This window comes from Ewingella americana (assembly GCF_006438725.1).
GTDB classification, from domain to species: Bacteria; Pseudomonadota; Gammaproteobacteria; order Enterobacterales; family Enterobacteriaceae; genus Ewingella; species Ewingella americana_A.
The window spans coordinates 29,588-55,804 of the sequence record NZ_RCZD01000008.1; the positions used below are offsets into that span (position 1 = coordinate 29,588).

Consider the following 26,217-nt stretch of genomic DNA (forward strand, 5'->3'; position numbering starts at 1 on the left):
ACGATGTTTTTGCCAAACCATCTGTTTATGCGTGAATATTATGTAGTAAAATGGATGTGGATATAGTGTCCATAGAGGAATATTACAATGAGCGCAAGTAATGGTTATGGGGTATCATCCCCCTCATTAGCTCTGGATTTGACCAAAACCTATCATGGTGTCTCCATAACCGTTCCTAACGGTGGGATTATTGGGCGTATCCAAGACTTCAACCCAACGTTTGCAAGTCGCAACGTTACTCCACTGTATGAATTGAACCGCCAGACCGTTGGTCGTCCAATTGATAACATTCCTGGCATTGAGTCCGGTCGCAGTATTTCAATTACCCGCGTTGAAGTGTGGGAAGACGAATTGGAAATTGCGTTGGCTGCTGCTGAGAAAGAGTGGATTGACCTCTGTGAACAAACCAAACCTTTCAGCCTGATTGAGTCCATGTTCCGTGGCGCTTCTAAATATCGCGCATGGTCATATGACGGATGTTGGTTTACTTCGAAAAGTCTTGATTCCTTCTCCGCAGAGGGTGATATGAAGGTTTCAGCCAGTTCTGAGATCAACTACGTGATCCGTCGTTCTATCTAAGTAACCAGAATCCCTACTGTAACAGGTGGGGATTTTTATGCATAAACGTTATTAATAGAACTCGGTTATAAAGGATTTTCTATGAAACATTCGCAAATTAAAGCGGCTATTCAAGATGTGTGCACTCTTCACGCTGCAAATTACAGCCTCAATTTTTCATTTGAATCAGCAAGAGATCGTTTCTTTTTGGCTGTAACTCCACGAATGGCTGTCCTACGTTTTCAGGTAGGTGGTGGCGCTCCAGTAGATGCAAGTTATCAGATGAGTTCTTTTGGAGTTAACTTTGCCAATCAAGGTTTTCAAGCTCTAGTGGATGGCGCTAACTCAATGTCCGAGTTGAAATGGGCTTCTGATAGTATTCTTCGCAGTCTGGGCTATATTGCAAATGTTCGCAATCTGAAGTCACTGGATGATTTTAAAGAATCTGATCCTAATGCCGTTCCTGCAAAAGAAGATATCAAATTCTCTTGGGGTCGTGGAGACGCTAGTGCGGTCATCAAACACTGGAAAGATCTGACAAATCTCAAATGCGTCACAGAAAGTAAAGCTATGTCTGAACTGCGTCAGCTCTCTGATAGTAGCCGAGCTTACCATTTCAAAGACACGGTAGAACATCTGGAACGCAATCTCCGAAATGTTTCAGGTGTCATGTATTGGATGCCTGAAACTGATGTATCCGGTCACGCTAATTTGATCTTGAATATGATCAAAGACATTACGCCTACGGGTTGCTTGATCAGTGATGCAAAAGATGTTCGTTTCTATATTAATGTAGAAAACAACTTCATCGTTAAATTTAACTGATCGATATAAGCAGCTTCTTCAAGAATAACTTTGATGTTGCTGCTTATATTTGAGGAAACTCAATATGTCTAAGTCACTCCGCTCACTCTTCCCGCAGTTATCTAATATGCTTTTCAAGAACATTGCTAAAGCTTCTCCAGTAGAACCTCTTAATCCAACATGGAATCCAGAAAATAAGATTGGAGAAATCCCTAGGGTTAGCTCTTCTATAATTGAGGCAGCTATTAAAGAAGCCGTTTTGAATAAACCAGATTAGTCTATCGTATTGGACTTAAAGGGTAGTTCTTGCATTTTTACCAAATACCCATTAAAATAAGGTATATAAAGGCAATTGAGGTTGATATCATGACACAAGTACAGGATAACATCTTAAACAATCTGCCAACTTACCCAAAGACACAATACAAATTCGTGGGGGATAAGTTGCAGGTTATTGAAAACCTGACAATGGCTTCTCGTCCACTCATTCCGCTTGAGTTCATTTTCGAATTTAAGCAGGGAGTTCCAAGTTTTACAGCAAAGCGAGATTCTTTCTCCCGATTATTCAGGAAGACGAACTTTAAGCTGTCAGATCAGATATTCGAATCTTTGTTCGAATCTCTAGGTAATATGATTCGACTATCACGTCAAGATACTACCAATGACTKGTGGGTAAGTCGTCTTAGTCATATTCAAGAATCTGGCAAATATAAGTTAGTAGATTCTACATTTAACTCGGTTAATCCGGAACAAGTGCGCTATAATGAGAATTATTTGGTGCCTTCGGAAATGACCCAACATGAGTTTGATAAACGCATTGCCTCAATATACCACGTGGAACGTAGCTAAGTTTAATAATCCAAACCTGAATAAGGAGCATAAGTATCCTAAATATTCGGGTTTGGAATCTTTTCAAGTTCCTGGATTAACTCTCCCACCTAATTATCGCTTAGTAAAATCTGGATATGAATATGCTGTTCTTGATGACACAGCCCAGCTCATAACCTATTTTGCTAGACTCTCTACTGCTAATCGCAAGCTTACTTCTTATTTACCCGATGGTCTTAAGACTGTTTCTCAGATCAATGTCTGGCGTGCTCCACGTGATCCTAAAATGGATGGCGTCGTATCTAAGATGTTCTTATACTATCTAGACCAGCATGGTGTCATTGTTACTGACTCAGAACAAACGGTCAAAGGTAAAGAGATGTGGCAGCGGATGACGGAAGGTGCCTTAGATAAAGGGGACTTTCTATACTATGCCGATTTCAATCAGCCAGCAACCGAACTCGTTCCTATTAAGACTGAAGAGCAACTGTATGAATATTTCTCTCCAGTTCCTGCCAAGAGTGCTTGGGGTCAGAACGCTAATAACTCTAAGAAGCTGTTGTTTATTAGCAAGAAATCTCTCAAGACAACTATCAAATCATCTGTAATTATTACAGCTATTCTAGAAGTTATCACCAAGAAATAGTTGTATAATAATTGAGGTTGAAAGACCTCCTTAAATGCTCGACCTCACTCCTGAATCTATATGGGGTAGTAAAAATGACTTTTCTACATAACGTATTGGTAGCTTTCTTTTCTCTGTTGTCTAAAGTAGAGAATTTCTTAACCAAGAATAATATCTCTGTGGAAGACTTGGCAAAAGAAACACCGGAACAAGCAATTGATCAGGTGAAAAAAGCGGTCGTTGCTGAGATTGTTGATGCAGTAGTGGCCGAAGCTGAAACTAAAGTAACCAGCTCCGCAGAACAAGCGGTTGAAGAAGCTATCGTTAAATAATAGTCATCTAAAACAAAAACCCACCAATTAAGGTGGGTTTTTTATTGCCTGATCAGAATCAATTAACCAGAGCCGGATAATCTTTGATCATCGTTTGCATAGCTCTTTTCGCAATATCATCACGACAAACTATTTCTTTAGAGTCCAAATCATATACTGCCCACTCAAAGCTTTTCCAATGACCCGTAGCATCACTATCTTGACAAGAACGCAGAGATCTGAAAGTAATCATTTGAGCATCAATATAATGTTGAAGTTCTTTATCAGATGCAAACTTTTGCAGAATAGGGAAAGAAGTAGCAAAGCCGCCATAGCCGCGAGTTGGATCTTTTCGAGAATTCCAACCGTGAGGCTGTGATGGAATCTTATAAGGGTAGATTGTAACCGTCTTAGAGTTAGGGATTCCTACTTTACTAATATTAGTAAAGAGATCCTTTTTATTACAGACTAAGACCATCATTAACCGATGATTTAAATCAAAGCCAGTGGCAGAGGATGGAGTACCAGCTGCTTTTAGATCTGTGACAATATGGGAAATCAGAGAGTCACGGTCATGCACATGCACTTGTTGAGAGATCAGCTTATTTCCATTACGAAATAAACGATAACCTTCTAATAGATATCCGCGAGTGCCGTCTAAGAACAGCAATTGAACAGAAATCTTATCTTCGTTAAATACAAAGGAAGATAGAGTAACTACCCAATAGTTGGCATCAAACTTGGAATTTTCCCATTGAAGCTGAGCTTTGTTGTAGATTATCCCAATGGCTTCGTTCAGCTTTTTACCCAACTGAGCAGCTAAAGCATCTAGATAAACCATATCACGAGATGCTAGTTCCCCAGAAGAATTGGGAGTTACCGTGATAACTAAGGCAGCTTGAATGGCTGCATGTATTTGAGACATTTTCATTTGTAAATCCATCCACAGAGGTGATGCCCCACATAGAGCATCTTTCCATCTATTATACTTAAAAGTTAGATGCGATTATTACGTTGATACCAACCTGGATCTTTTCGTTCTAATTTGATAGTGGTTACATCTTGAGGATGAACGCCTTTAACTTTATCCACGCAATCCACTAAGAAAAGAATCCCATCTTTATATTCAGTAAATTCATTAGTTGGAACATTAAACACATGCTGAACATTGTCCAATGCTTGCAATAAAGTGTAATTGGATATTCGAATCAGTGCAGCAATGTCTGAATAATCTTTCCACGATTCTCGAGTAGTTAATGCAGCCAATTTAGCTGAAAAGACGTCTAAAGGGTGCGCTACGGAAAAACTATAACCATCAATATTAGTTATAGCTTGAATAGTCATATCGGGTTTACCGAATAAGCTCACTTTAACGAGATCTTTACTTCCAGTATCTGCGTTCGGAACGTTGAACATATATTCGAGAGTATTCTTAGCTTCTATCGTGTGATCTAACTCTAAAGCCGAAAAATCTAATTCTTTCCTTAGCTTATCCGGATCGAATGAAAACTTACCGAAGTAATCAAAATCATCTGATTGTCGATGCCCCGTAGTTGCACTAACACTGAGACCTCCAACCAAAACAAAGCCTTTATCCGTAACTTGTTTTAAATGAGGTTCCACTACTTTCTGTGACTTAGTTAAGATTTTATCAAGATTATCCTTGAGAATTTTCTTAGTCTCATCCAGAAGCTTGATAGCAGCAGCTAATTTGTCTTGTTCTTCTTTGCTGGTTTTATCTACCATAAAGGTTTCAAGCCTCGCATACGTTGAGGTAATGGAGGAATATTTGACCGCTTACAAATAGAGGTCTGATAATATTCCCAAGAGTGTTGAGAGAACCAACCGGCTTTGACTTTTGGATCAACTACTCGCATACAAGTCTTTCTACCGATCTTATAAATGAGACGTTCAATATCTGTCTTTGAACCTTTCTCGATTATTTGCGCAATAATTCGAGCTGGTTCACGTTCAGGAGATCGGATTTCCCACCAGAAAACTCGTGGAATTTGACGTAGCAAATAGTTTCGCTTCTTCCGATTAAGCCTAGTCATTAGCGCACCGCCAGTTCACGAACGATTTGTACTAAGAAATCGCCAATGTCTTTTGATTCGCGAGTGTCGTAGAAATAAGCCATCTTTTGATTAAATTCTTGATGCTTACTTGCCGGAATATCCAATGGAGGGTAGCCTGCTCTCAGTAAAACACCACTAGACATTAAGCGAGAAGTTCGTTTATTACCGTCAAAGAAGAACTGATTCAGCGCTCCCATAAGGAAGAAGTTAATTGCTTGCACTATCGGATGATGCAGCTCTTCTATTTCACGAACTCCTTGTACAAAGATGCCTGTCAGCTCATTAGCGGGCGGTGGAGTCCACTTAGTGCCGGCCACGTAAGTTTGCTTATCTCGAAACACACCCCAAGTTAACGCTTCTTTAAAAGCTACAACTGCATGGAATTCCTTAAAGATATCTTTATCCAGATCAAAACGTTTTTCACTAAGCATAGTTATCAGCAATTTCCAAGCATCATCCTGGTTAAGAATAATCTGCTGTTCATCTAAACGCTTGTTACCTACCGTAGTACCATCCAAAAGCATATCAACTTCAGCATAAGTGTAGTTGACGTTCTCTAACTTGGCCATATTATAGACCATGATTTTATGATTCTGACGGGCTAAACGAAAAGCATAACTGGTGTCGCTTGAGATATCACGGAGAGCTTTTAAATCATCCGGATATAGCTGGAAGTTCATCTCTAATACCTCGCAATTTCTATTTCTTATATATCTATTATATTGAAATCGGGCTTAAATGTCAAGAAATGACTGGTTATACTGACTTTTTACCGCAATACTTGATTATTACGCTTTCTAATACATATTTGATAAAATCAAGTTCTAACTCATTACCAGTGAAGGCGTTAATGTTTCTTGGAAATGGAGTTGTTTCAGTATATACATGTTCCAAAGCTTCCATGTCTTTCTCAACATAGAATAATTCTGAATCTTCATGTCTAAACACTTCAATGTGTACGATAGGATTGTTATTCTTAGTTTTAGTTGTTGGAGTTATTGGCCATGTAACATATAAACAAACGATAGTGTTATCTTTGTATAATGATTTCAGATAAACTTTTTCAGATTCAACAGTGATTGGAATTACATTATGAACCGCGGAAACTGCTAATGCAATTCGCCCAAGCTGACGTAATCTAGAACTGTGGTAAGTATGTGCAAACGCACTTTCCATTTCTTTCATACGAATATCCCATACAAAAATCCCTCCAGCAAGGGAGGGACTCCGGAGTTAATTATCCGCGTGTGCGAAACACCCATACTACTTAACAATACCCACTTCAACGAAAGATACCCTTCCTTTCAGTTGAGCGATAATGTCCGGATCTAACGGCCCATGATCTGCTTTTGCTGGTGCATGATTATAGCGAATACACTCTACAATTTTCGCATCATCATATAGATTATAGAGTTCTTCTGTCATGGATTGGAAGAATTCTGATACATTCAGATAATAGATATGATGGGTAAGGATGTCCTGTTCTTCTTCATCTTTACCGATAACTTCTGGAACCACCGTAAAGTCTACACGAATATAGACATTACCGTCAAGGCTATATACTGCTTTACTTTCCAGACTGCCACCCATTTCGGTGTAGCCTTCGATATTGTTTGCGTTCAGTTTAAAGACTGCAAACAATGGATTTTTAACCGCTGTTGCTTCTGCCACGAGAAAATCCCCTAGAGGTCTAATTGTTTTTATTACTACTTAATACGATTATCAGAAAAAAAGGCCACCCGAAGGTAGCCTCTAGCAATTCTATGTTTTAGTCTAATCCAAGTCGCCGCTTAACTTCCGCTACAGCTTTATGTCTAAACTCATAATACTGAGCAATATATTCTTCAACATCTTGAGAGGTCATGTTGCCATTATGGCTAGAACCAAAATCAATGATATAGATAATGCGTTTATCATGACATTTGAAATCTGCATATACTATGCTGGCATCTGATGTGGAATGATGCTCATGTTTTCCCGCTACATAATTAAGCGGCATCACATGTAAATGCAAGATAGGTTCTTTACTGGCTTCTTTCGGAATAAAGAAAGGTCCGACTTTACCAAAAGCTGTGGAAGTAACCGATACTTGAACGGTAACATGTTGTGGCCATTTATCAATATCAGTTAAGTAGCCATTCTTAGCCATTTGGACAAAATCTTTAATTGCAGTATCGATTTGTGCATCTGTAGCTCGAAGATTCGTGATATCTTGCGACTGAGCTACTAAATAAGCTAGCTCAAATTCAGGCTTCGACAAAGGTTGGCTCTCCGAAACCTAATCCAGATTCTCTGCGACGAGCTTTATACTCTTCAGCTACTTTCACAGAGTTCTGCAATTGTTCTGCAGTAACATCTACGTACAGAATTTGCGGATTAAGTTTAACGGGAACCATCGTTGCGGACATTCGGCGTGCACGAACAATAGGTGCTCTGCGACGTACCATCTCATGACGTACTCGCAAACCAACGGAAGCTTTTTTCTTAATTAATGCTGACATGATATAGTCTCCTTGAAGGTCTCAGCGAAGTTAATGCTTGGAGGGAAAGCTTTCACTGAGACTAGGGTACTTGCCTTTTCGGGAGCGACCCTATCCCTCCAATATTAATTATATACTATTCCAGGATTTTTATCAAGTCAGCCTTGATTAACGGTTAAATTTGTTCAAAACCTTAAGAACTGTTTGGGTTAGGTCTTTAATCAGGTCTTTGTTGTTATAAGCTTTTTTGGCTAAGCCTTTAACTTCTTGAGGCCAACCACCATTCATGGAAACAGCATAACCATCAAGGATATATCCATGATTGCCATCAACAAAGTATAGTTGAACAACCACGCGTTGAGAATCGGCAATATAAGATGCCAAATTGATTACCCAATAGCTCTTATGAGAATTATCAGGTTGCCATTTTGGATCCATACGCAATTGAATGCCCGGAACCTCTTTGGCAAGTTCAGCCGTCAGTTTTTTAGCTAACCCTTTCAAGTAAGAGATATCACGTGTCTCTAACTTGCCCTGAGTCATTGTGATCACAATGCTGGCTTGAACGGCATTTCGGATAGCTGCAATAATGCTAGATGATTTCATGATTAACCTCAGGAAATAGTTAGTAATACAGAACCGCACATAGACTGTTCATATTCACTATAGGCGGAGCCATTATTCCTGTCAGCCACATCATCCGCTCGTTGGGCTTCATCTTTAGTAAGAGGTTTCAGACTTGTTACTTTAATTTTAGCATTCAGCTTTCTGGCTTCTGCAATAACGCTATCCAGATAGCCAGCAGCATTTCGGACCGAACTGTTTTCCAGCCATTCACCAACACGAGTGTTACGGCGGAAAGTATACTCATAGCCGACTTCAATATCAGTCGCTCCATGAGTTAGGACATACCAGTCAGGTGCATTACTGCGACCATTCCAGGATTTAACCAGAGTTTTCAGACCAGCAGCAACTTCATCGCGAGTAGCGGTGCCAGGAACTTCTAATGCGGGACTGTTCTTATACACTTTAAGCAACATCTGCTCAATATTAGTGTAACAGCATTCGATCAGGCTACGAACATTAAAGCTATCGGCTTTAACTATCTTGTTGTAACGAGTAGCTTGAAGATCAACACGCCATGAAGTGGAGTTAGAAGCAGTAAAGAATCGAACTTCTTTCAACAGATAGCCACGAACACCATCAGCAAAATACAGATCAACACCGATCCAGCTAGACGTTTGTGCCAGAGGGATCTGCATTAAGCGAACTAGCCAATAATCAGGATGAGCATTGTCTTGCAACCATAAAGGAGTCTTAGACTCATAGTTGTTTTGAGCTGCAAATACTGGGTCACAGTTCTGTAAATATTCAATAACTTGTGAACTCAGATTCTGAAAGAAGTGAAGATCTCGGGAGCCGAAACCATTGATGCTAGGAGTTAGCGTAACAACAATGACTCCTTTAACTGCTTGAGAAATAGCAGAAGTAATAAGAGAACTCATGTTTAATATCCCAAAAGTAGATTATATATCACTTCTATATTAACTGGTAAACCACTTCCTTAATTCGGAAAAGGCGGCTAACGGCTTACCATGCTTCTTAGAGTTCTGCTTAATGGCCATAATCATAGTTGCAGTAGAATACTGAAATGCTTGTGAAGATTCTGTAGTTACAATAGCATGAGTATTAGTATCATCTTCACAAAAATGATAATCATCGATAGTGGCAAACATTCTGCAAGCTAAAGGTCTATACTCATATATGGAGCAGGTAGCTGTTTTGGTATCCAAGAAAGGGCACACTGTAGTGTTATGCTTATTTGGCTGGATATTCAAAATCTCCTTAGCTTTTCGGTTATATTTGCGGCCAGTTTTACCCTCAATATAAGAAGCTTCAAACAGTGTCATCCCCACTGGGAGCTTACAGCAATGAGCGCAACCTTTTCGGCAGACAATATAATCTTTAAGCTCTACCATGAACCTATCAGCTAATTGATGAGTTTTAGCAACCCAAGCATCTGTGTCCACGCTACTATTATTCAAGCTTTCAACATACTCAATCATTTCTTGCTGAGCCAGCTTGGTATCTGGAGCCTCAGTTCTCTTAGTATCAAAATAGTTGATCTTAGCAGCTATAGCATCTGGCTCTAAGATCCAGACAGGTATTTCATCTTCAGGCTTTACTTTTCTCATATCAGACCTCGTACTTCTTAACTTGAGGTTTTTCATCTGTTAGACTGGACATACCAATAAGAGCCGCTTTAATCAAGATGACTTTGACTTTGCTATTACCTTCACCATAACGCTGGTTGCGGAAGTGACCTCTACGCCAATGAGCCTTGCGAGAAGTTTTAGGATCGCCAGAACCCATCTGAGTTTTTGCTTCATGGATCACTGATGTTTGGCTACCAATAATAATAGTATCATACAGATTTCTATTTTTACCAGCTAATTTGGCCTGCTTTTTCTGTCCTAATCCGGCGAATTTCTTATTGAATTCTGTCAGATCCTTTTTCTGGACAAACTTATGTCCATCTTCCCGTTCGCAGTTTATAAACAGAAGTATCTTAGCTAGCAGATCTAAATTTTGAGCAAAGGTGCCCGCTTCTACATCGGACATATCGCGAGTTGGATAATTAGGATTAATTACCTTTTCACTGTAATACTGAATGTGGCGATTAATAACCTCACCCATTGTGTATTCACGTTCGTCTTGCATATAAAGCGTGATAGTGTACGTAGCATCATCTGAAATATGAGCTTTCGGCTTTCCAACGAACATAATATCTAGAATACGGACTGGCTTATTTGCATCCAATCCAAGATACTGAATTTTACTCTTGACTTGTTCATTTGGAGCGACAATATGTGATGCTGAAGTTTCGATAACATAAATGCCAACCAGCTTGTGAATGCCACTGACTTCATTGTTAACTATATGCGGCAAAGACAAGTTAGCATCATCTAAATGTAGATATGTAGTTGGGAATGGTGCATAAAAGAAAGTTGATGGGATATCTTTACCCAAATCCGTTTCTTGAAGATCAGATAATGTTCCTGGACGAACAGTTACTAATGCACCATTACCGTGGAAGAAATATACCGGAAATAGCATAAGAGTTAATGCACCGGCATTAGCACAGGCCTCTGCTCCGAGAATATTATTAAACGCCTTCTTATTAAAAGTGGCAAGATCATTCTCGGTGACACCGATGGACATTCTAGAATCAATATCTTTACGGATGATCGCATATCCGGTCGGATCAAACTGACATACTAAAGCTGTCTCAGTTTGACAATAATTTTTGGCAATAACTGGATGTGGAAGACTCATAGCTTTCGGATCAGTGCTTTCGGTAAGAGAGATATATTCATCTCGCTTAGCAGGAGACAATGATTTAAGATTCTGCATAATCTGATTACCTTCTTTAAGGTAAATCGTGATTTGTTTGTTGAAAGCTATTTCTTCTGAGTCAGCAGCCATGAATAACTCCTTGTTAGTTTATTAATTCTTTTATTCCTATACGAACATTCGAAAGCCCCTAAGTCCGTTATTATTAATGGATGTTATTTAGACTACCTCTCATATGTAAACTTTGATATGCAAGGACTTCGTATGATCTATTCCTATAAGCGTTCAGCTACTCGTGACACTGGTAAATTGTTAGCAGATATGGCTGGTCTTATTACGGGCACTCTGGATTTTAAATCAGTATCCGTTGCTTGTGATGCGGCTAACTCAACAACCTCAGGTAGTAAAGTTGCTAAGATTCCTAAGGCTTTTGCTAACAATCAGAAAACGACATTAGCTTTTGCTACTCAGGCGGATCCGAATAATGCCCAGAAAACAATCCGGAAAGTGACGGAAACTTCTGCGGCTGCAAGTGAATATTGGATGCAGATTCAGCATCCTCTTTATGCTCAGACACCTTTCTTTGGCTTTGGAGTAGCCGATGAGAAGAAAGGTATTTATCTCAAGTTAGCAGCTACTGCTGAAAAGGTTATTGAAGCCATTAAAGGTGGATCTACCTCTTTTGTTGGTTCAGATGGCAATATGTTGATTGCAGGTGTAGGTAATCCTGCTGGTCAGCTTAATGTGGTCAAACACAATGGCTTAGAATTAGCTATTGGTGGTCGCATCTGGAAACAAACTGACTTGATCAATAACGCTAACGGCGTTTACACTATCACTCTCCCAGCCTCCGACAGTGATTGGAACATTCCATTCTCTGCTGGCTTAATTACTACTGATGACACTGCTGTAGATATTACAACTCAATATGAAATCAGTATTACTCTTGGCTCAGATATCAAAGCCAACACAGGTAAATCACTTCAGCTCAAACTGGTCAAATCAGCAGATGGTACTAAGTATGAATGGGCAAACTCTGACCGTTCTTATGTGATCACGGATTCGGTCAGCAATGACAAATTATCAGTGAGCCAGAACATTAWCCGTTATAGCCAGTTTTCTAAGATATTAGATAGCGCTAATGCTGAAAATGCTATTCTGACTGGGCAGTTCTTGATTAAGTTAGAAGCTAAACATTTGGCTACTAAAACGGTAATTTCTAATGAAATCATTGTGGACGTTGCAACTGCCGATGGTGCCGCGACTCATCCAGCATTATCGGCTAAACCCTACTGCTATATCACTGATGGTACTGATGCTACTAAGATTACTCAGATTTACACTAAGTATTCTTTTAATGGTCAAACTGGCCAATCAGAAGCCGGCACGTTGTTAGTGTGTGGTGATCTAACATTAGCTGGAACTGCCTATATTGAATTCATTGTCAGCAACAGCGGTATTCTGTTTGTAAACAATAACCAGTTTGCTCAAAATGATCAGATGTTCAATAACCCAATTGGTATTTTCTATCTAGAAGCGGTATCAACTGCCGCAAAAGGTATTAATGCCAACAACGGTGTTTCCATGGTGACTATTGGAGCTCTGAATGGTATTCTGGAAGCTCTGACAATTTACAATGGTACATCGGGAGAAGTTGAAAGCTCAAATATCATCTACAATGGTTTAGTTAATCTCGCCAGCTTGGGCATGTATGGGACTACAACGGGTCCGACTTCTTCAGAAGCTATCGGGTATTCCCATAATGGTATTCTGGAAACTTCTTTCATAGAAGCATATATCATGCCTGGTAATTTCTTATATGCCAAACTGTACGGTCTTATGCGTCCTATGTTGACCATGAACCATGCTCGCTACGAAATTCAGGTTGATTCCAAAGATTATGTAGGTATTTATATCCCAGCTCTTGCGGCTTATACTAACTCGTTAGCTAATCCAGCTGCTCAGCTGTTCACCTATGTGTTTAAATAAGAGGAATTTTTATGACTACTGAAGCGATTAAATATGTCTACAAGTGCACCAAAGACTATACTGGCGGCTTGATGGATATTACTCGTAGCATCTTTTTAGATGTTGCTGAAACTGGCATTCGTACTCTGGATATTTCTCCGGCCTCTATGGAAGTTCGCACTGAGGTTGAATTTGAACTAGAAGGTTATGAATTCTCTCGCCAAGAAATTATTCAGATTGAGAGTCCAGATATCATTGAACCTCCAATTCAAGAACTTGAGACTGAACAACCTATTGCTGGAGAATAATCATGATTTATACTACAGCATTTACGTTCGATGTATCTTTAACCAGTGCATCAAATGTCGAGGTTGAAAAGTTTCTTACAGCTATTCAGAAACTTATTACGGGGGATGAAGCTGGATTCTTGAAAGATCCTTTTGTAAAAGTAGCGAATACTTTTGCTCAAATCAAAGCATATCCAGATAAGCGTTATTTCTTTGTTGGGCGAGTAATCGATAAAGCTTTGACTGCTGCCGAAGGTGACGTTACTCTTTGGTTTAAGAAAGAACATCCCCTTTATGCAAACCATTTTATCTTTGTTGGTTTGCGAGTTGCTAAGAGTCCTAACTCAGCTCGTTGGGTAGTTACAGTGGATATGGCAGAAGATTACCTTAATGGTGTTGTTGTCAATCGGCAGCAAGCCTATAATACAGGTATTAGTCTTAATCAAGCTTCATATTGGGATACTAATACGGCAAACTATGCTGGACGTACCTCTATTTGTTGTTCCCCTTCAATATCTAACTCAGATTATCCAGGCGTTGATGGTACATTCTATCCATCAGCCTTAAATGCTAATATCACTTTCTATATCTCAGATTGGGGCTTTGGTATTTTCTCATCGTGTAATGGTCGGTTAAAATCATTCTCTTTAAGTGATCTGCAAGGCGTTTTGATGTTGGAAACTCTAGCCACAGATTTGAAATCTGATAATCCAAAAGCCTTCATTCCAGCTAATTATCCGATGGCAATTTTACTAAGTAATGCTTCTTATGGTCCGGTTTGGTATACAAATAATCAGTGGGCGCAGGCAGGATATCAAGTAGCAATTCCAATGCGCATTAGAACCATAATGACCGGTCGCTTGCCTTTGAATGATGCTAAAGTATCTGCAGATGCACCTAATTTGCTGGCTTCTTTGGCTTACAACTTGGATGGGGGGACGATTCAAGATGCAGTTACTGTTCAAGTAAATGCTGACGGTGAGCAATGTGCTGAAATTTATCCAGTGTTTCTTCGAGTTAAGAACACTCTATTGGCCAAACTTCCAGTTATGAAACCTATCGTCGGTTCTTATCGATACGTTCATATTGGGAAACGTTTAGACATTGAGGATAAAGTGTATTTCGGCATAAGTGCGACTCATAAGGATCTGAGTCATGTTCTTCCGATTATAGGCAATCCTCAATATATGGATATTCGCTTAGATGGTCTAAAGCAAGAGTATCTACGCATTAAATAATCAATTCGAGATGGGGAGAAATCCCCACCTTATAGATTGAGAGGTTGTATATGCTATATCATGTAAATTTTAATACTGCTGGATCTTATTATCCCACAAATGCAGAAGTAATTGCTGTGATGGCCGCAATGAAAGATCTTATTCTCGGGAATACAGGTAAATTTAATACGGCAGCTATTACTGATATTCCAAACACTACTAAAGTGTTTGGAACTTATCCTAAGAAACCTTATATCTGGGTTTGTGATGACTTACCTCCAACAGCTAATGCAGGTGTTCGTTCTTGGTTTAAGAAAGAACATCCTATCTATGAAGGTCATTTCTTATACATTGGATTATGTCTTATTCGAACCATCTCTACAAATTTCTACTCTTTCTCGGTTGATATAGCCGAAGCAGTAACTTCGAAAGGAGTCATTACCAATCTAGTGTCTAGCTATAACCCAACTATTGGCGGGAGTGACGCTTATTGGGATATGACTTATACTCAGTATTCTTACGGAGGTAATTGTTATAATTATCCAGTTATGAATAAGCAAACCAAGAAGGGATTCACCTTCTTAATTGGTGATTGGGGCTTCGGAGTTTTTGGATCTTCTGCTTCAACCCCGAAAATTCCTTCTTTTGGAAATTTCACTGGTGCCATTTATCTAGAAACTTTGGCTACGGATTTAAACTCGGATAATCCGAAAGCGTTTATTCCGAAAAACTATCCAATGATTTTTAATATTGCATCCGAAGGCTTAACTGCAAACCCTTATACTGCTTGGGCTATAGATACTAGATCTCGTCGATTTAGTATGATTCGTTGTCCAGAATTCAATGGAATAGTTCCTTATCACTCTGMGTTAGGCGATTATACTACTTCGTTAGCAAGCTCGATTACTGGAACAAATTCTGTTTATAAAGATTTAATGGGGGTTGATGCAGAGGGTGAATCTAAAGCTCAAGTGTTCCCAACATATTTAATGTTGCAGAATTCTTTGTTGGCTAAGCTCCCCATTGTCAAGCCAGTGATTGGCTCAGATCGCTACACCCATGTCGGCAAAACGATTGAGATTGACTCTGTTCCTTATTACGGTATCTTTGCACTCAATAAACCAACTGGAGCTACCGGAAGTTCCTTATCTGATAGTACTTTCCTTAATTTGCGGAGAATTGCCGCTAATCAGGAATACTTGAGAATGGGATAACATTATGGGGATAATCAAGTTAGCTCCAGAGATCATTAGCGGGAAAATGCCGAAAAAACTTATACTATTTTCTCAGGCCTCTCGTTTCTATGATGATATTAAACCTACTGGAGTTGGGATTAAGATAACACCAGAGATACTTACTAATCTCTATCATTTCTCCGAAGATTCTCAACTAGAATTCGGTTCAACTGCTAGAAATATTTCATATAGTACTCCAGGATTAACTGGTTTAGCTATTAAATTGACTCCGGAAATAAAGACTCGACCAGTTACTAAAGAAGAAGCGGCTGGAGTAGCCTTAGTTATATGTGAGCCTACACCATTGCAGATGGCAGAAATTCACACTATAATTTCTCCAGAGCATGATCCACGTTACCGAGATGTTCTGATTAAGACTAAGACTTTTGTTCAAGAAGATACTGGAATAATTGTAAAATCTCAATCTGAATCTTCTAGATTGTCTATCTTTGGAACAGGTAAAGTGTTCCCTAGTGTGATAATTAATGGTATTCAAGTCAAGACATTGGAAGGTAAGATTGCTTCCTATAATGTGGGTGAACGAGAGATCGTTGACTCTGAGCAAATCTTTACTCCTAAGTCTCAAACAATAGCTTTGATTGAGTTAGCTTCTCCCATCATTACCTTTCAAACTAAAATTGACCCACTTGATTTAGTAATTCAAGCAAACCAGCAGAGCTCTGAATGGAATATGAGCATGCAATCGGTTATCCTCAAAGATGTAAGCGTTATTCGGTTAGAAAATCCATTTATTACTGAAAGTGGATTTGATTCTAAGAAAAAGGCGACTCTTTTCCAAGCTTCTCTGGTAACTGGTTTGGTATTATCGCCAAAATTCAGAGTGGCTCCTCCTAAGAAAAGAGAAGTCGTTTATACTTCAAGTAAGGAGATACCTATGATTGGCGTTGTATTTGGATTTACCCTCCCTGCCCGTACCTTACAGCAAGTCTGGTACTGAATTAAGTAAGCCAAGGACGGCTTCTTCGCAAATAATCCTCCGAAAGTCGGTTATTATATAGTTGTTCCTTATAATAGCCTCAGACACACCTCAATCCAATCTTCCAAGAAAAGGCATTAGCGACCTATGTTAATTACCTATACTCGTTCCACAGTTGTAGCTACGCCAACAGATTATCTGGCTGACTTGGTGGGACTGATCTGCGGTACAAAAGACCTGAAAAGTGTTTCTACTACTTGCGATACCACCAAATCAAAACTGAGCGGCTCTTATCCAACTAATAAGCCGACTATCAGTTCTTCTAATGAAGTCATTACCACTACACCAGTAGATGGCGGTGACCCAATCATTACCAAGACACCTGCAACTCAATATTGGCTGGCTGTTAAACATCCTCTGTATGAGGAAACTATCTATCTAGGTATTGGCTATGATAGTGCTAAGCCGGCTTTGGGTATGTGGTTGCGCATTGCTAAAACCAAAACCGTGAACGAAGATAAATCCATCACTTATGGTGGTCAGCCTTCACGTTCAAATCTGAAAACTTTCATTATTGCTGGCGATCTAACCGCTAAACTAAATCAACGAATCGAACTGATTGTTAGTGATTCTGGCATTCTGTTCATGACCTCTCATTTCCCATATACTCAGGAAGATCAGATGCTGGCCTGTCCTCGAGGCCTATTTACTCTTGAGGCAATTTCTTCATTAGCCACTGGCGTCAACACTCAAAATGGTGTTTCCATGTTTGCGCTTGGAGGTCTTGATGATTACTTGGAAGCAACTGCTCTCTTTGATAGTGCTTCAGGTAAGGGTACGAATGGTGGGCAACTTACCACTGCTAACACTAACTTGGTTAGTCTTGGAGCTTATGCTAATACTAGTGTTACTCCCTCATCTGAAACTGTAGGCTATTCTCATAATGGTATTCTGGAAACTTCTTTCCTGGAAACATTCATTCACGCTGGCAACTATATCTATGCTAAGTTGCATGGTTATGTTCGACCTCTGTTGGTGATGAACCACTCTCGCTATGAAGTAACTTTGGAATCAGTTACCTATATTGGTTTCGTAATTGGTGCAATTACTTCTTATGCAAACTCATATCCATCGCCTGCTGCTCAATTATTCGCTTATATTAAAAAGTAAGGAATAACCAATGCCGACAGTTATTGTTCGCAATCTTTATAAGTGCAATAAGAATTTTTCGGGATCCTCGTTGCAAATACTGATTGCTATAAAAGATGATGTTCGGGGGCTGGTCGATATATCATCTTCTTATATCTCACCAAACAATATGACCATTCTGACTCTAACTCAGTTTGAAAAAGAAGGTTATGTTCTGGTAGATATTCAAGAAGAGATCATTCCGGATCCAGAACCAATAGACCCACCGGTTAGTGATGATTCCGAAATCGAACCGCCGACAAATACTACAGCAGATAATGATTCTGCACCATTACAGGAATCTACCGAATGATTTATAACATATCTTTAGTTGCGGGAGTTCAAGCTGCTGCAGCAAATATGACCGAAGCAAATGGCCTTCTCATTAATCAGGCTCTGATCAAATTGATCACGGGAGATGAAGCCGGGTTTTTAGCTAATACTGCGGTTGATCCAATTTCAAATAAGCTAGCAGATACTTACCCAAAAACCCGCCCTTATATTTTGATTGTTTCTTTACCAAAAGACATTACATCAAATCCATTATTAATGTCTTTTAAAACTTGGTTTAAGAAAGAGCATCCTTTATATCCCGGACATTTCCTCTATATCTCTATGAGATTGTCTTGCTATAAAAATTCTGCTGCTGGAGTTACTACTAATTATAACAATGGTTGGCATCTCAGTTTTGAGCAAGCAGAATTTGTATCAGATGTTGGGGATGCAATCAACGTTACTCCATGTATTGATGGAGCTATAGCGGGAGCAGCTACAATTACTTCACGTACTATGCTACCTTATTGGGGTCCGAGTCGTACTCAAAACACTCTGTATATCAGCGATTGGGGTATTGGAGTATTTGGGTCAGGTGCTGATACAAATAAATTACCTGCCGTGGGTAATTTCCAAGGTGTCTTGATGTTAGAAACAATGGCATCTGACCTAACATCTTCTAACTCTCGTGCATTTATTCCAAAAAACTACCCAATGGCTTGCCTTGTTGGACGTTTAGGTGCATATAACAACTCAACTCCATATGTTAGCTTGCCACGTAGCCCAAAAACTGATTTATATATCAGCTATACCTTTGCTCAGGTTATATCTTCCTTAGCTTCAACTATTGCCACTAAAGCACCTACTGATCTTACGGATAATATCGGTATTTCTGCTAATGGTAAAGAAGAAGCAGAAATATTCCCAACTTATCTGCAATTGGGTAACGTGTTACTTGCTAAGTTGCCAACGCTACGCCCTAGTATTGGTTCTTATAAATACACCCATGCTACTAAGCGTCTGGATCAAAATAGTAAAATCTATTTTGGTATTTTTGCAATGGAACGTGATAATAGTATGGCTACTAACAATCCAGCTACTAGCACGTTCTACAATGCTCGAATTGACGGTCTAAATCAAGAGTATTTACGTCTGGCTTAACTCGAAATAGGAAAGGGATTTCCTTTCTAGCTGCTTAAATACTACTTAGGATAGACTATGGCAACCACAATCCAAGCTACATCTTTACTAAGGGTTGGTAAGATACTTGGTTCTGGCATAGTTCTGGCGAAAGTCAGCCTAGCAGCTCGGAATACTCCAGTAGGGTCTCAATTATTTGTACAAGGGCCTTTAACTGGAGTTCGAGACAAGCCAGTAACAAAGATATTAACTGATCCAACTCAAGGATGGCTTAAATCTGCAACTGAATCTAAAGCTAAATTTACTCGACCAGAAGGTTGGGAAAATAGGGCATTACCTTCTGCAATGGTTAAGCCAGCCAAGTTTTCTATTATTACTGGCCAGATTCCTGGCAACCTTAACTTATCTGAAGTAGCTCCTTCACAAGAGCATATTCCGTTAAGTTTTGCAGCGAAAGAAGCTGAAGTCTTTATGTTAGACCCTCCGGCTAAGGGTACTCAGAGTTCTTATAAATCGTTGAAGCTATTCACGTCAAATGAGAAATCTGAACACAATGCTTGGAAATCAGATATACCTCAATCAGTACTTAAACTAGATCCTGCAGTTATTGGGATCTGGGATACAACTGGAGTCAAGAAACTAACCTTGGCTCAAGCTAAGAGCACTAATGATCGTGAATCTTATGATTCAAAATATCATCAAGCTGGTAAAACGATTGTTGGTTCAGGTGTAATCATTGGTACAGGTTATGGGCCGAAGATTCCAAGATCTACTATATTTGAACTCGGAGATATCTTAACTCGATATACCGTTTCACGTATGGTGGGGGCGACTATCTTTACTGGAGTGGAGTTTGATACTGGGGTAATGCCGGACAAGCTGGGGAATAACCGAGAGGTATTCTCTATCGAACTGGTGACGGGTAATCTGATCCAACCGAACTTTATTAAGTTTAATTGCGAACCACCTAAGAAGTTGAACATTACTTCTCAAGCAGTTCTCTTTGAATTCTTAACTGATCCAGTTACTCAACTATATCAGGTTTGGTATTAAGTAGGAGATCCGACCAAGGATGGTTGGTCTTTTGCCACAAGGCTTACATAGTTAGCATATCCTTCCATGTCTAAATCGCCAGGATTTGAACAAACTTCGAATTCTTTGCGCTTTTTCAAGTAGCTGTGCATCTCTGACGAAATAACCGATTCAATGTAGATTGGAAAATCCAAATCATTGCAAACTTCACGCGCACTTTCTATAAAGGCGGTAAAGATTCCTTTATTCTGATATGTCGGATTTACGGTGATATTACTGACGACAAAACACCATTTAACTTCGAGATTCGGCATAACTTTCGGGTTAAGTTTACAGTAAGCTCCATCTCTAACGCCAGGAATTTCGATATAGCGGCTAGTAGGAAAACCTTGATGCTTCTTAGCTAAAGCGATATTCATGAAGTATTGAATTTTTACTTTCATGTCATTCTTATCAATACGCATTCCGAGCATCTCCAAAGGATTATTAATCCCTAATACGATACCCCGTATAATTAATTTAGATAGACCTCAAATAACCTCAAATAACCTCAACTCTCTTGAAACTATTCATAGGTTATATTCCATGGTAACTCTCGCATATCCAAAACATTGTAAAATTATTGATACTTTAAAAGCTGAAATGCATCTGAAATACATGTTAAATATTGATCAGCAGCAAGTAATAACTCTTATCCGAACAGCCTGCCTTAATCTCAACCTCACTCTCCGAGCATTAAAGCCTCACGAAGTAGCTACCTATTTCAATATTAAAGGTGAGAAATGCTGGGCAGAAGAACGTCAAGATCTTACTTTCACGGTTGAAGAAGCTAGCACTCTTGAAGAAATCTTTGTCACGATTATAGAAAAACTGAAGAGTATTTCGGAAGGGTGTACTGATGCTTATTGCAGAGCTCCAGCAATAATGCCACTGGATAATGGTGGTAAGTTAATTCAGATAACGATAGCACCGTTTAAGTATTAATCCAAAAGAGGCGAGAGCAGAAGTTCTCGCCTATCTATTAAGATAGCAACCAATCATTGGTTAACATCTCTTCTGTACTAGGCGTCCAGCCTTCCATTACCGTACCGTTCGCTAACGCTTTGCAGAGAACAGGTAAACGAGTAACAATCCCAGCGCTCCAAGACTCAAAATGTTCTCGGTCAATGTTATCGATATAATTAACCAAATCGGGTTGCTGAGATTCAAAACTATGAGCTCCTGCTTTTAAATAGATACGTTCTGCTGGATGCCAATCATTGCGCGCAGCAGTTCMATCTTTTAATACGTGAGAGATAGCTTCTGGGAAGCTAGTGCCAATTGAGGTATGATGTTCAATAGCTGCTGCAATTATTGAAAGTTTCATCGCTTACCTTATAAATTAGAGAACATACTACCATTATAATGGATAAGTTAGTTACAGATTCAGAGTACCCTCAGTCCTTGAAATCCGAATAAGGATTGTAATATGGCTAAGTATATTGATGCCTACAATGGCACAATTAAGAGTGAAGGTGGTTTCGCATTAACCAATGCTGCGTCTGACCTCGGTGGTTATACCTATGCGGGGATTTCTCGCAAATATAATCCACAGTGGGCTGGTTGGTCATTAGTAGATAAGCTGGTTATACAAGGCAGAATTATTGCTGGAGGTAAACCATTTATCACTCCTGAGCTGGAAACACAAGTTCAGAACTTCTATAAGGTGACTTTCTGGGATAAAATTAAAGGCGATATTATCGCTTCCCAAGCAGTTGCCGAATACATCTTCGACTTTGCAGTTAATACGGGTGAGTCCGATGCAGGCAAAGTAGCTCAGTCTGCTTGCAAAGCCGGATTAAAACTCGATGGTGCTATCGGTACTTTAACAGTTACCGCCATCAATAAGGTTCCGGAAGAGCTATTCTTATTGCGCTTCTATAGCTTCGCGTCTGAACATTATATCAATGAAGTTAATCGCGTCCCTACTCAAATCAAATACCTCAAAGGCTGGCTAATCAGAGCTCGGAAACACTTGATTTAAGGCTTAAATGAGCGGATATTCATGCCAAATCCTTGAATATTCGCTCAAAATCCATTATAATAAGGTATATAGAGGTGGATATGGACGGAAAAGAGATGAATTCAGAAAGCAGTAAAGACGGAGTAATGCAAACTAAGGTTCCTCGGAAAGATCTGGAACGAATCTTCGAAGATGCAACTCGAATGATTCTGGAATGTGATACTTCACTTCCAATGGTTTTTGAAGAACTCTAAAGTTCAAACTCAATAATCCCGGTAGAATGATGTATATATTCTATTGGCGTATTGAGGCGTTACACCATGTCAAGTCGTGTCTTTAAAAGCCCTTTGTTTGAAACGTATATGCAGGTTCCTGAATTACGTCAAGCTTCCAAAACTCTTTTTGAAGATTTCAAAGCATATATTCAGAAAGGATCTCAGGATGATTTTGCATTTGGTCGTGATTCAAAGTATGATCATGGCGACTCTCCTGATTGGTTACGTTCTTCCTCTCTCCGACATGTCCATGTTTTACCCTTAGAAGATTTCAAGAAAAAGCGAGCTGCTAGCGGAAAGATTGATAAATTCCGTATAGTGTCTGAGCTTCATATCATTTATTGTTCAGTCAACGTTAATAATCAGAATTATGTCTGTGCTATTGCTGGCGTTTGTCCTGATGCTCATAACTTTGCTAAACAACATAAAGACGTTCTGCGTAAGTGTGTGGAAATTGCTGAGAAATTTGAAACTCATATCCACGATCTAAGTCGCAAGCCTACTTTGGCCTCTTATCTCAATCCGCATCATATTGCCGCATCTCACAATCCGATCAAAGCGGCTATTATTCGTGCTTTGCTTCCTATCATATTCCCTCACTCACATATGTTTGTTGAAGACTAACTCCAGTAAAATAGGGGTATAGTTTTTCTATTGAGGACTCCCTATGGCTGATTCAGATACTTCGGGCTTTCAACAGTTTGTAAATAAGGAGCTTCCCTCCCGTATACAGACTGATATCCCTGAAACCGGAAACTTGGAAAAAGGTCTGGTAGCAGTTTCTACCGGAAAGGGTCTGGAGGTTGAATTTATGAACTTCTCAGACTCTATTCCACAAACTAAGAGTRTTGCCAGCATTGGCACTCTAGAGGTTCTGAAGGGTATCACTCGCTGGTATCCTAAATCAAATCTCCAAATATTCTCAGTTCGCGCTTACTGTGGTGCTCCATCTCGTGGTGAAGAGATTGTAGCGGCTCTGAATGTAAATGGTGCTCAAGCTGTTCTAGTAACGATTCCGGCAGAAGAAAATCTTTCGGAAATTGCTGAACTAGACGTTCAAGTAACAAAAGATTCATATTTGACGTTAGATATCCTGAAGGTTGGAACCTTGATTGCTGGTTCTGACCTTGTTGTTGAACTCTACTACAAGGTAATTTCCTGATGCTTATTCAATATACTAAAAGCGCTGTGCTCGCTAATAACACTGCAGCTAATATTGCAGCTGACCTTATTGGTTTGATCACTCAGGCTAAGACGATTGCAGATTGCTCTTTGGCTTGTAACAAAGACACTTCTTCGATTATTGGTCGCTCTCCTGCTAAAGCGCCTACTTTAGCATATCACGATACTGCTGCTCAGATCTTCTGGTTGAAAGTAGATCACCCACTGTACGATAATCATTATACTTATTTCGGTATGGATTATTCTACTCCAGCAACCGGCCTTGTTTTGAAAATGGCCGAGAAGTATGATGCTGCGACTAAGACGTTCTCTAAAATGACGCCGCTGTCCAACTCAAACTCTCTGGTTGTTGCTCCAGCTTATACTAAGATCAATACCGTTATTGAAATCTTGGTAAGTGCTTCAGGTATCCTGTTTATTGGTAACAACGAAAGTACTGTAACTGCAGGTGCTCTTAGCAATTTACCCTATGCACCTACCGGCTTATTTGTTCTGGAAGCAGTGTCTTCTGTGCAAGGCGGCATCAATGCGGCATCAGGTGTTTCTATGTTCGCTATGGGTAATTCCTATAATGTGCCTTTAGAAAGCACCAGCGTGTACTCTAGCGGTAACGGTTTAGTCGGTGGTCAGAACGCATTGCGTGCTGCTAATTTGGGTACTGACTTCGCAAGTATTGGTGGTGCGGGTCCGAACAGTGGCATGACTGCCCGTGAAACTCCAACATATTCCCATAATGGTGCTTTGGAAACTACTTTTCTTGAGTTCTATGTGTTTCCTGGTGATTTGGTCTATGCTAAAATCCACGGCGTAGTTCGTCCACAACTTAAGATCAATCATGCCCGTAACCGTACTACAGTTAAGAGTGAAGAATATTATGGCCTAGTTTTGTATGCAGCTAATGCATCCCAAGCTCTTAGCTATGCTACTGATGCCAACAATCTTCTACAAGCTTACGTTAAACTCTAATCCTGGAAATTGACATGACAACTATCATTAAGAACGTCTATAAATATTCAGGTGCAGCGGCTACTGAAGGTGTTGCCTTCTTGATGCAAGTGGCTACTGATCTGAAAGGTATTGCTGACTTTGGTAAATGCTTCGTTTCTCCATTGTCGAAGACTATTACCACTGCAGAGGATATCGATCATAAAGATTATCCTCTATACAATCAGATTGAAGAAGTTCAGCCTGAACCACTGATTGAGCCTGAACCAGCGGTAGACAATGTAACTGAGACTCAACCAGTAGCTGGAGAGTAATTTATGTTGTATAATCTATGTACTCAAGCAACTATTAGTACTCAAGCCAATTTCAAAAAAATCTTGAACATTTACACTGCAATCATTACTAATACTCCAGTATCTGATGCAGACATGTCAATGTTCAATGCGCCATTTTCTCAGCCAATTATGGGTAAGTATCCAACTGCTCGCCCCTATACTTTGATTTATACTGAGACTAATCCAGCGGATGCAGCGGAAGTTACCCTCTGGTTTAAGAAAGAGCACCCGATGTATGTTGGTCATTTCTTGTATATTGGTCTGCATTTTATGTCATCTGTCGGTGTAAATAATTTTACTGCCCCCTATTTGTCGATCGATATTGCAGAGTTAGTAACTGTTGATGGTGCTATTATTAACCGAGTATCTGGCACTGTTTATACAACAACTCAAGGTAATACCGGCTGGGTATCCTATTACCCTATTAACGGCATTGTGCTGGGTCGAGTGGGCTGGTATGGCAATATGCTTACTCTCAGTGTTTCAGATTGGGGTCTGGGATATTTTATGTGTGATTATACGCCGAGTCCATTTAATGCAGCGTTTAGTCATTATCAAGGTACTCTGAATTTGGAAGCTTTATCTACTGTAGCCGGAGATGGTGCAGCAGCTCAAGCGTTTATTCCGAAAAACTACCCAATGCAGTTATTAATTACCCAGAAACTCATGAATAATGCTTTACCTATCAGTTACCGTTATGTTGGCTTATGTCGCATACCTAATCTAACCGGAACAGACATTGGCGTCAGCAACCTTGCCTATCGTCAATTGGATGCGGGAGCTCTATTCCAACAGCCAACTAATACTATCACTCCCGGATTTGCAGGAACCTTCGGTACAGATAATACCGTGATGGAAGTTACTACTGCCGAGGGTACTAAAGCTTCTGAATTATATCCAGAATATCTGCGTAACTTGTATAGCGGTTCTCCACTAGCTAAGTTACCTATTCTGCGACCTCTACAAGGTGGGGCTAATTATGCTCACTATGGCAGAGCAATAACTATTGGTACTGAAAATTACATAGGTATTCAGGCGTTACTGGATAGTGATCAGAATTTGCAGAATGTCACCTCCAATAATTACTTGAAAACCTTAAAATCGTATCCGGCGCGCCAAGCTTATCTTCGCATGGATTAAGCTAATCTTTGGGTAACGGACTACCC

34 protein-coding genes are annotated in these 26,217 nt (G+C 39.7%); 21 read left to right on the forward strand and 13 right to left on the reverse strand.

Features of this window, described 5'->3' with window-relative positions:
- The first annotated feature begins 87 nt into the window (after window positions 1-87).
- The 5 genes from EAH77_RS15170 to EAH77_RS15190 all read left to right on the forward strand — a co-directional run bounded on the left by EAH77_RS15170 (window position 88) and on the right by EAH77_RS15190 (window position 3,147).
- Window positions 88-579, forward strand: a complete 492-nt coding sequence (locus EAH77_RS15170) for a hypothetical protein (protein ID WP_140473650.1) — start codon at window positions 88-90, stop codon at window positions 577-579.
- 81 nt (window positions 580-660) lie between these two features.
- Window positions 661-1,383 carry a hypothetical protein gene (locus EAH77_RS15175; protein ID WP_140473651.1) on the forward strand — a complete coding sequence of 241 codons (723 nt, stop codon included), beginning with the start codon at window positions 661-663 and terminating at the stop codon, window positions 1,381-1,383.
- Between the two features lie 64 nt (window positions 1,384-1,447).
- Complete coding sequence (locus EAH77_RS15180; protein WP_140473652.1) at window positions 1,448-1,639, forward strand: hypothetical protein; 192 nt, start codon at window positions 1,448-1,450, stop codon at window positions 1,637-1,639.
- Window positions 1,640-2,161: 522 nt separating this feature from the next.
- The gene (locus EAH77_RS15185; RefSeq protein WP_140473653.1) at window positions 2,162-2,836 is read left to right on the forward strand and encodes a hypothetical protein; all 675 of its coding nucleotides are present in this window, start codon (window positions 2,162-2,164) and stop codon (window positions 2,834-2,836) included.
- Window positions 2,837-2,910: 74 nt separating this feature from the next.
- Window positions 2,911-3,147, forward strand: a complete 237-nt coding sequence (locus tag EAH77_RS15190; RefSeq protein WP_140473654.1) for a hypothetical protein — start codon at window positions 2,911-2,913, stop codon at window positions 3,145-3,147.
- A gap of 58 nt (window positions 3,148-3,205) precedes the next feature.
- Here the strand turns inward: EAH77_RS15190 and EAH77_RS15195 are convergent, their stop codons facing one another.
- The 11 genes from EAH77_RS15195 to EAH77_RS15245 form a co-directional block, all read right to left on the reverse strand.
- A complete protein-coding gene (locus EAH77_RS15195) occupies window positions 3,206-4,057 on the reverse strand; it encodes a hypothetical protein (protein WP_140473655.1) in 852 nt (283 codons plus the stop codon).
- A gap of 65 nt (window positions 4,058-4,122) precedes the next feature.
- Entirely contained in the window at window positions 4,123-4,872 is a 750-nt protein-coding gene (locus EAH77_RS15200) for a hypothetical protein (RefSeq protein ID WP_140473656.1), read from the reverse strand.
- A gap of 307 nt (window positions 4,873-5,179) precedes the next feature.
- Complete coding sequence (locus EAH77_RS15205) at window positions 5,180-5,881, reverse strand: Fic family protein (RefSeq protein WP_140473657.1); 702 nt, start codon at window positions 5,879-5,881, stop codon at window positions 5,180-5,182.
- Window positions 5,882-5,957: 76 nt separating this feature from the next.
- Window positions 5,958-6,386 (reverse strand): hypothetical protein, encoded by a 429-nt coding sequence (locus EAH77_RS15210; RefSeq protein WP_140473658.1) that lies wholly within the window; start codon window positions 6,384-6,386, stop codon window positions 5,958-5,960.
- Between the two features lie 78 nt (window positions 6,387-6,464).
- Entirely contained in the window at window positions 6,465-6,872 is a 408-nt protein-coding gene (locus tag EAH77_RS15215) for a hypothetical protein (protein ID WP_140473659.1), read from the reverse strand.
- A 97-nt stretch (window positions 6,873-6,969) separates the two neighbouring features.
- A complete protein-coding gene (locus EAH77_RS15220; protein ID WP_140473660.1) occupies window positions 6,970-7,461 on the reverse strand; it encodes a hypothetical protein in 492 nt (163 codons plus the stop codon).
- Window positions 7,448-7,702, reverse strand: a complete 255-nt coding sequence (locus tag EAH77_RS15225; RefSeq protein ID WP_140473661.1) for a hypothetical protein — start codon at window positions 7,700-7,702, stop codon at window positions 7,448-7,450. The genes EAH77_RS15220 and EAH77_RS15225 overlap by 14 nt, the downstream gene beginning before the upstream one ends.
- A gap of 147 nt (window positions 7,703-7,849) precedes the next feature.
- Window positions 7,850-8,287 (reverse strand): hypothetical protein, encoded by a 438-nt coding sequence (locus tag EAH77_RS15230; RefSeq protein ID WP_140473662.1) that lies wholly within the window; start codon window positions 8,285-8,287, stop codon window positions 7,850-7,852.
- Window positions 8,288-8,295: 8 nt separating this feature from the next.
- Window positions 8,296-9,186, reverse strand: coding sequence for a hypothetical protein (locus EAH77_RS15235; protein WP_140473663.1), 891 nt, complete (start codon window positions 9,184-9,186; stop codon window positions 8,296-8,298).
- A 39-nt stretch (window positions 9,187-9,225) separates the two neighbouring features.
- On the reverse strand, window positions 9,226-9,876 hold the full coding sequence (locus EAH77_RS15240; RefSeq protein WP_161985810.1) for a YkgJ family cysteine cluster protein: 651 nt from the start codon (window positions 9,874-9,876) through the stop codon (window positions 9,226-9,228).
- A 1-nt stretch (window position 9,877) separates the two neighbouring features.
- On the reverse strand, window positions 9,878-11,167 hold the full coding sequence (locus EAH77_RS15245; RefSeq protein ID WP_140473665.1) for a hypothetical protein: 1,290 nt from the start codon (window positions 11,165-11,167) through the stop codon (window positions 9,878-9,880).
- 132 nt (window positions 11,168-11,299) lie between these two features.
- Between EAH77_RS15245 and EAH77_RS15250 the strand changes: the two genes are divergently transcribed.
- The 9 genes from EAH77_RS15250 to EAH77_RS15290 all read left to right on the forward strand — a co-directional run bounded on the left by EAH77_RS15250 (window position 11,300) and on the right by EAH77_RS15290 (window position 20,333).
- Complete coding sequence (locus tag EAH77_RS15250) at window positions 11,300-13,024, forward strand: hypothetical protein (protein WP_140473666.1); 1,725 nt, start codon at window positions 11,300-11,302, stop codon at window positions 13,022-13,024.
- Between the two features lie 11 nt (window positions 13,025-13,035).
- Window positions 13,036-13,311, forward strand: a complete 276-nt coding sequence (locus EAH77_RS15255; RefSeq protein WP_140473667.1) for a hypothetical protein — start codon at window positions 13,036-13,038, stop codon at window positions 13,309-13,311.
- Between the two features lie 2 nt (window positions 13,312-13,313).
- The gene (locus tag EAH77_RS15260) at window positions 13,314-14,528 is read left to right on the forward strand and encodes a hypothetical protein (RefSeq protein WP_140473668.1); all 1,215 of its coding nucleotides are present in this window, start codon (window positions 13,314-13,316) and stop codon (window positions 14,526-14,528) included.
- Window positions 14,529-14,578: 50 nt separating this feature from the next.
- A complete protein-coding gene (locus EAH77_RS15265; protein WP_140473669.1) occupies window positions 14,579-15,721 on the forward strand; it encodes a hypothetical protein in 1,143 nt (380 codons plus the stop codon).
- Between the two features lie 4 nt (window positions 15,722-15,725).
- Window positions 15,726-16,700, forward strand: a complete 975-nt coding sequence (locus tag EAH77_RS15270) for a hypothetical protein (protein ID WP_140473670.1) — start codon at window positions 15,726-15,728, stop codon at window positions 16,698-16,700.
- A gap of 126 nt (window positions 16,701-16,826) precedes the next feature.
- Complete coding sequence (locus EAH77_RS15275; protein WP_140473671.1) at window positions 16,827-17,849, forward strand: hypothetical protein; 1,023 nt, start codon at window positions 16,827-16,829, stop codon at window positions 17,847-17,849.
- 10 nt (window positions 17,850-17,859) lie between these two features.
- The gene (locus EAH77_RS15280; protein WP_140473672.1) at window positions 17,860-18,180 is read left to right on the forward strand and encodes a hypothetical protein; all 321 of its coding nucleotides are present in this window, start codon (window positions 17,860-17,862) and stop codon (window positions 18,178-18,180) included.
- Entirely contained in the window at window positions 18,177-19,301 is a 1,125-nt protein-coding gene (locus EAH77_RS15285; protein ID WP_140473673.1) for a hypothetical protein, read from the forward strand. Before EAH77_RS15280 ends, EAH77_RS15285 begins: the two co-directional genes overlap by 4 nt.
- A gap of 57 nt (window positions 19,302-19,358) precedes the next feature.
- Complete coding sequence (locus tag EAH77_RS15290) at window positions 19,359-20,333, forward strand: hypothetical protein (RefSeq protein WP_140473674.1); 975 nt, start codon at window positions 19,359-19,361, stop codon at window positions 20,331-20,333.
- Here the strand turns inward: EAH77_RS15290 and EAH77_RS15295 are convergent.
- Complete coding sequence (locus tag EAH77_RS15295; protein WP_140473675.1) at window positions 20,330-20,776, reverse strand: hypothetical protein; 447 nt, start codon at window positions 20,774-20,776, stop codon at window positions 20,330-20,332. The two genes, EAH77_RS15290 and EAH77_RS15295, sit on opposite strands and share 4 nt — an antisense overlap.
- 121 nt (window positions 20,777-20,897) lie before the next feature.
- Here EAH77_RS15295 and EAH77_RS15300 point away from each other — a divergent pair, with 121 nt between their 5' ends.
- A complete protein-coding gene (locus EAH77_RS15300; protein WP_140473676.1) occupies window positions 20,898-21,296 on the forward strand; it encodes a hypothetical protein in 399 nt (132 codons plus the stop codon).
- Between the two features lie 37 nt (window positions 21,297-21,333).
- Here EAH77_RS15300 and EAH77_RS15305 read toward each other — a convergent pair whose 3' ends face one another.
- The gene (locus EAH77_RS15305) at window positions 21,334-21,678 is read right to left on the reverse strand and encodes a Thoeris anti-defense Tad2 family protein (protein WP_140473677.1); all 345 of its coding nucleotides are present in this window, start codon (window positions 21,676-21,678) and stop codon (window positions 21,334-21,336) included.
- Window positions 21,679-21,780: 102 nt separating this feature from the next.
- Here EAH77_RS15305 and EAH77_RS15310 point away from each other — a divergent pair, with 102 nt between their 5' ends.
- The 6 genes from EAH77_RS15310 to EAH77_RS15335 all read left to right on the forward strand — a co-directional run bounded on the left by EAH77_RS15310 (window position 21,781) and on the right by EAH77_RS15335 (window position 26,191).
- A complete protein-coding gene (locus tag EAH77_RS15310; protein ID WP_140473678.1) occupies window positions 21,781-22,335 on the forward strand; it encodes a glycosyl hydrolase 108 family protein in 555 nt (184 codons plus the stop codon).
- Window positions 22,336-22,634: 299 nt separating this feature from the next.
- A complete protein-coding gene (locus EAH77_RS15315) occupies window positions 22,635-23,213 on the forward strand; it encodes a type II toxin-antitoxin system YafO family toxin (protein ID WP_140473679.1) in 579 nt (192 codons plus the stop codon).
- 43 nt (window positions 23,214-23,256) lie between these two features.
- A complete protein-coding gene (locus tag EAH77_RS15320; protein ID WP_140473680.1) occupies window positions 23,257-23,751 on the forward strand; it encodes a hypothetical protein in 495 nt (164 codons plus the stop codon).
- A complete protein-coding gene (locus EAH77_RS15325) occupies window positions 23,751-24,737 on the forward strand; it encodes a hypothetical protein (RefSeq protein ID WP_140473681.1) in 987 nt (328 codons plus the stop codon). Before EAH77_RS15320 ends, EAH77_RS15325 begins: the two co-directional genes overlap by 1 nt.
- A gap of 14 nt (window positions 24,738-24,751) precedes the next feature.
- Entirely contained in the window at window positions 24,752-25,030 is a 279-nt protein-coding gene (locus EAH77_RS15330) for a hypothetical protein (protein ID WP_140473682.1), read from the forward strand.
- Between the two features lie 3 nt (window positions 25,031-25,033).
- Window positions 25,034-26,191, forward strand: coding sequence for a hypothetical protein (locus tag EAH77_RS15335; protein WP_140473683.1), 1,158 nt, complete (start codon window positions 25,034-25,036; stop codon window positions 26,189-26,191).
- Window positions 26,192-26,217: the final 26 nt, after the last annotated feature.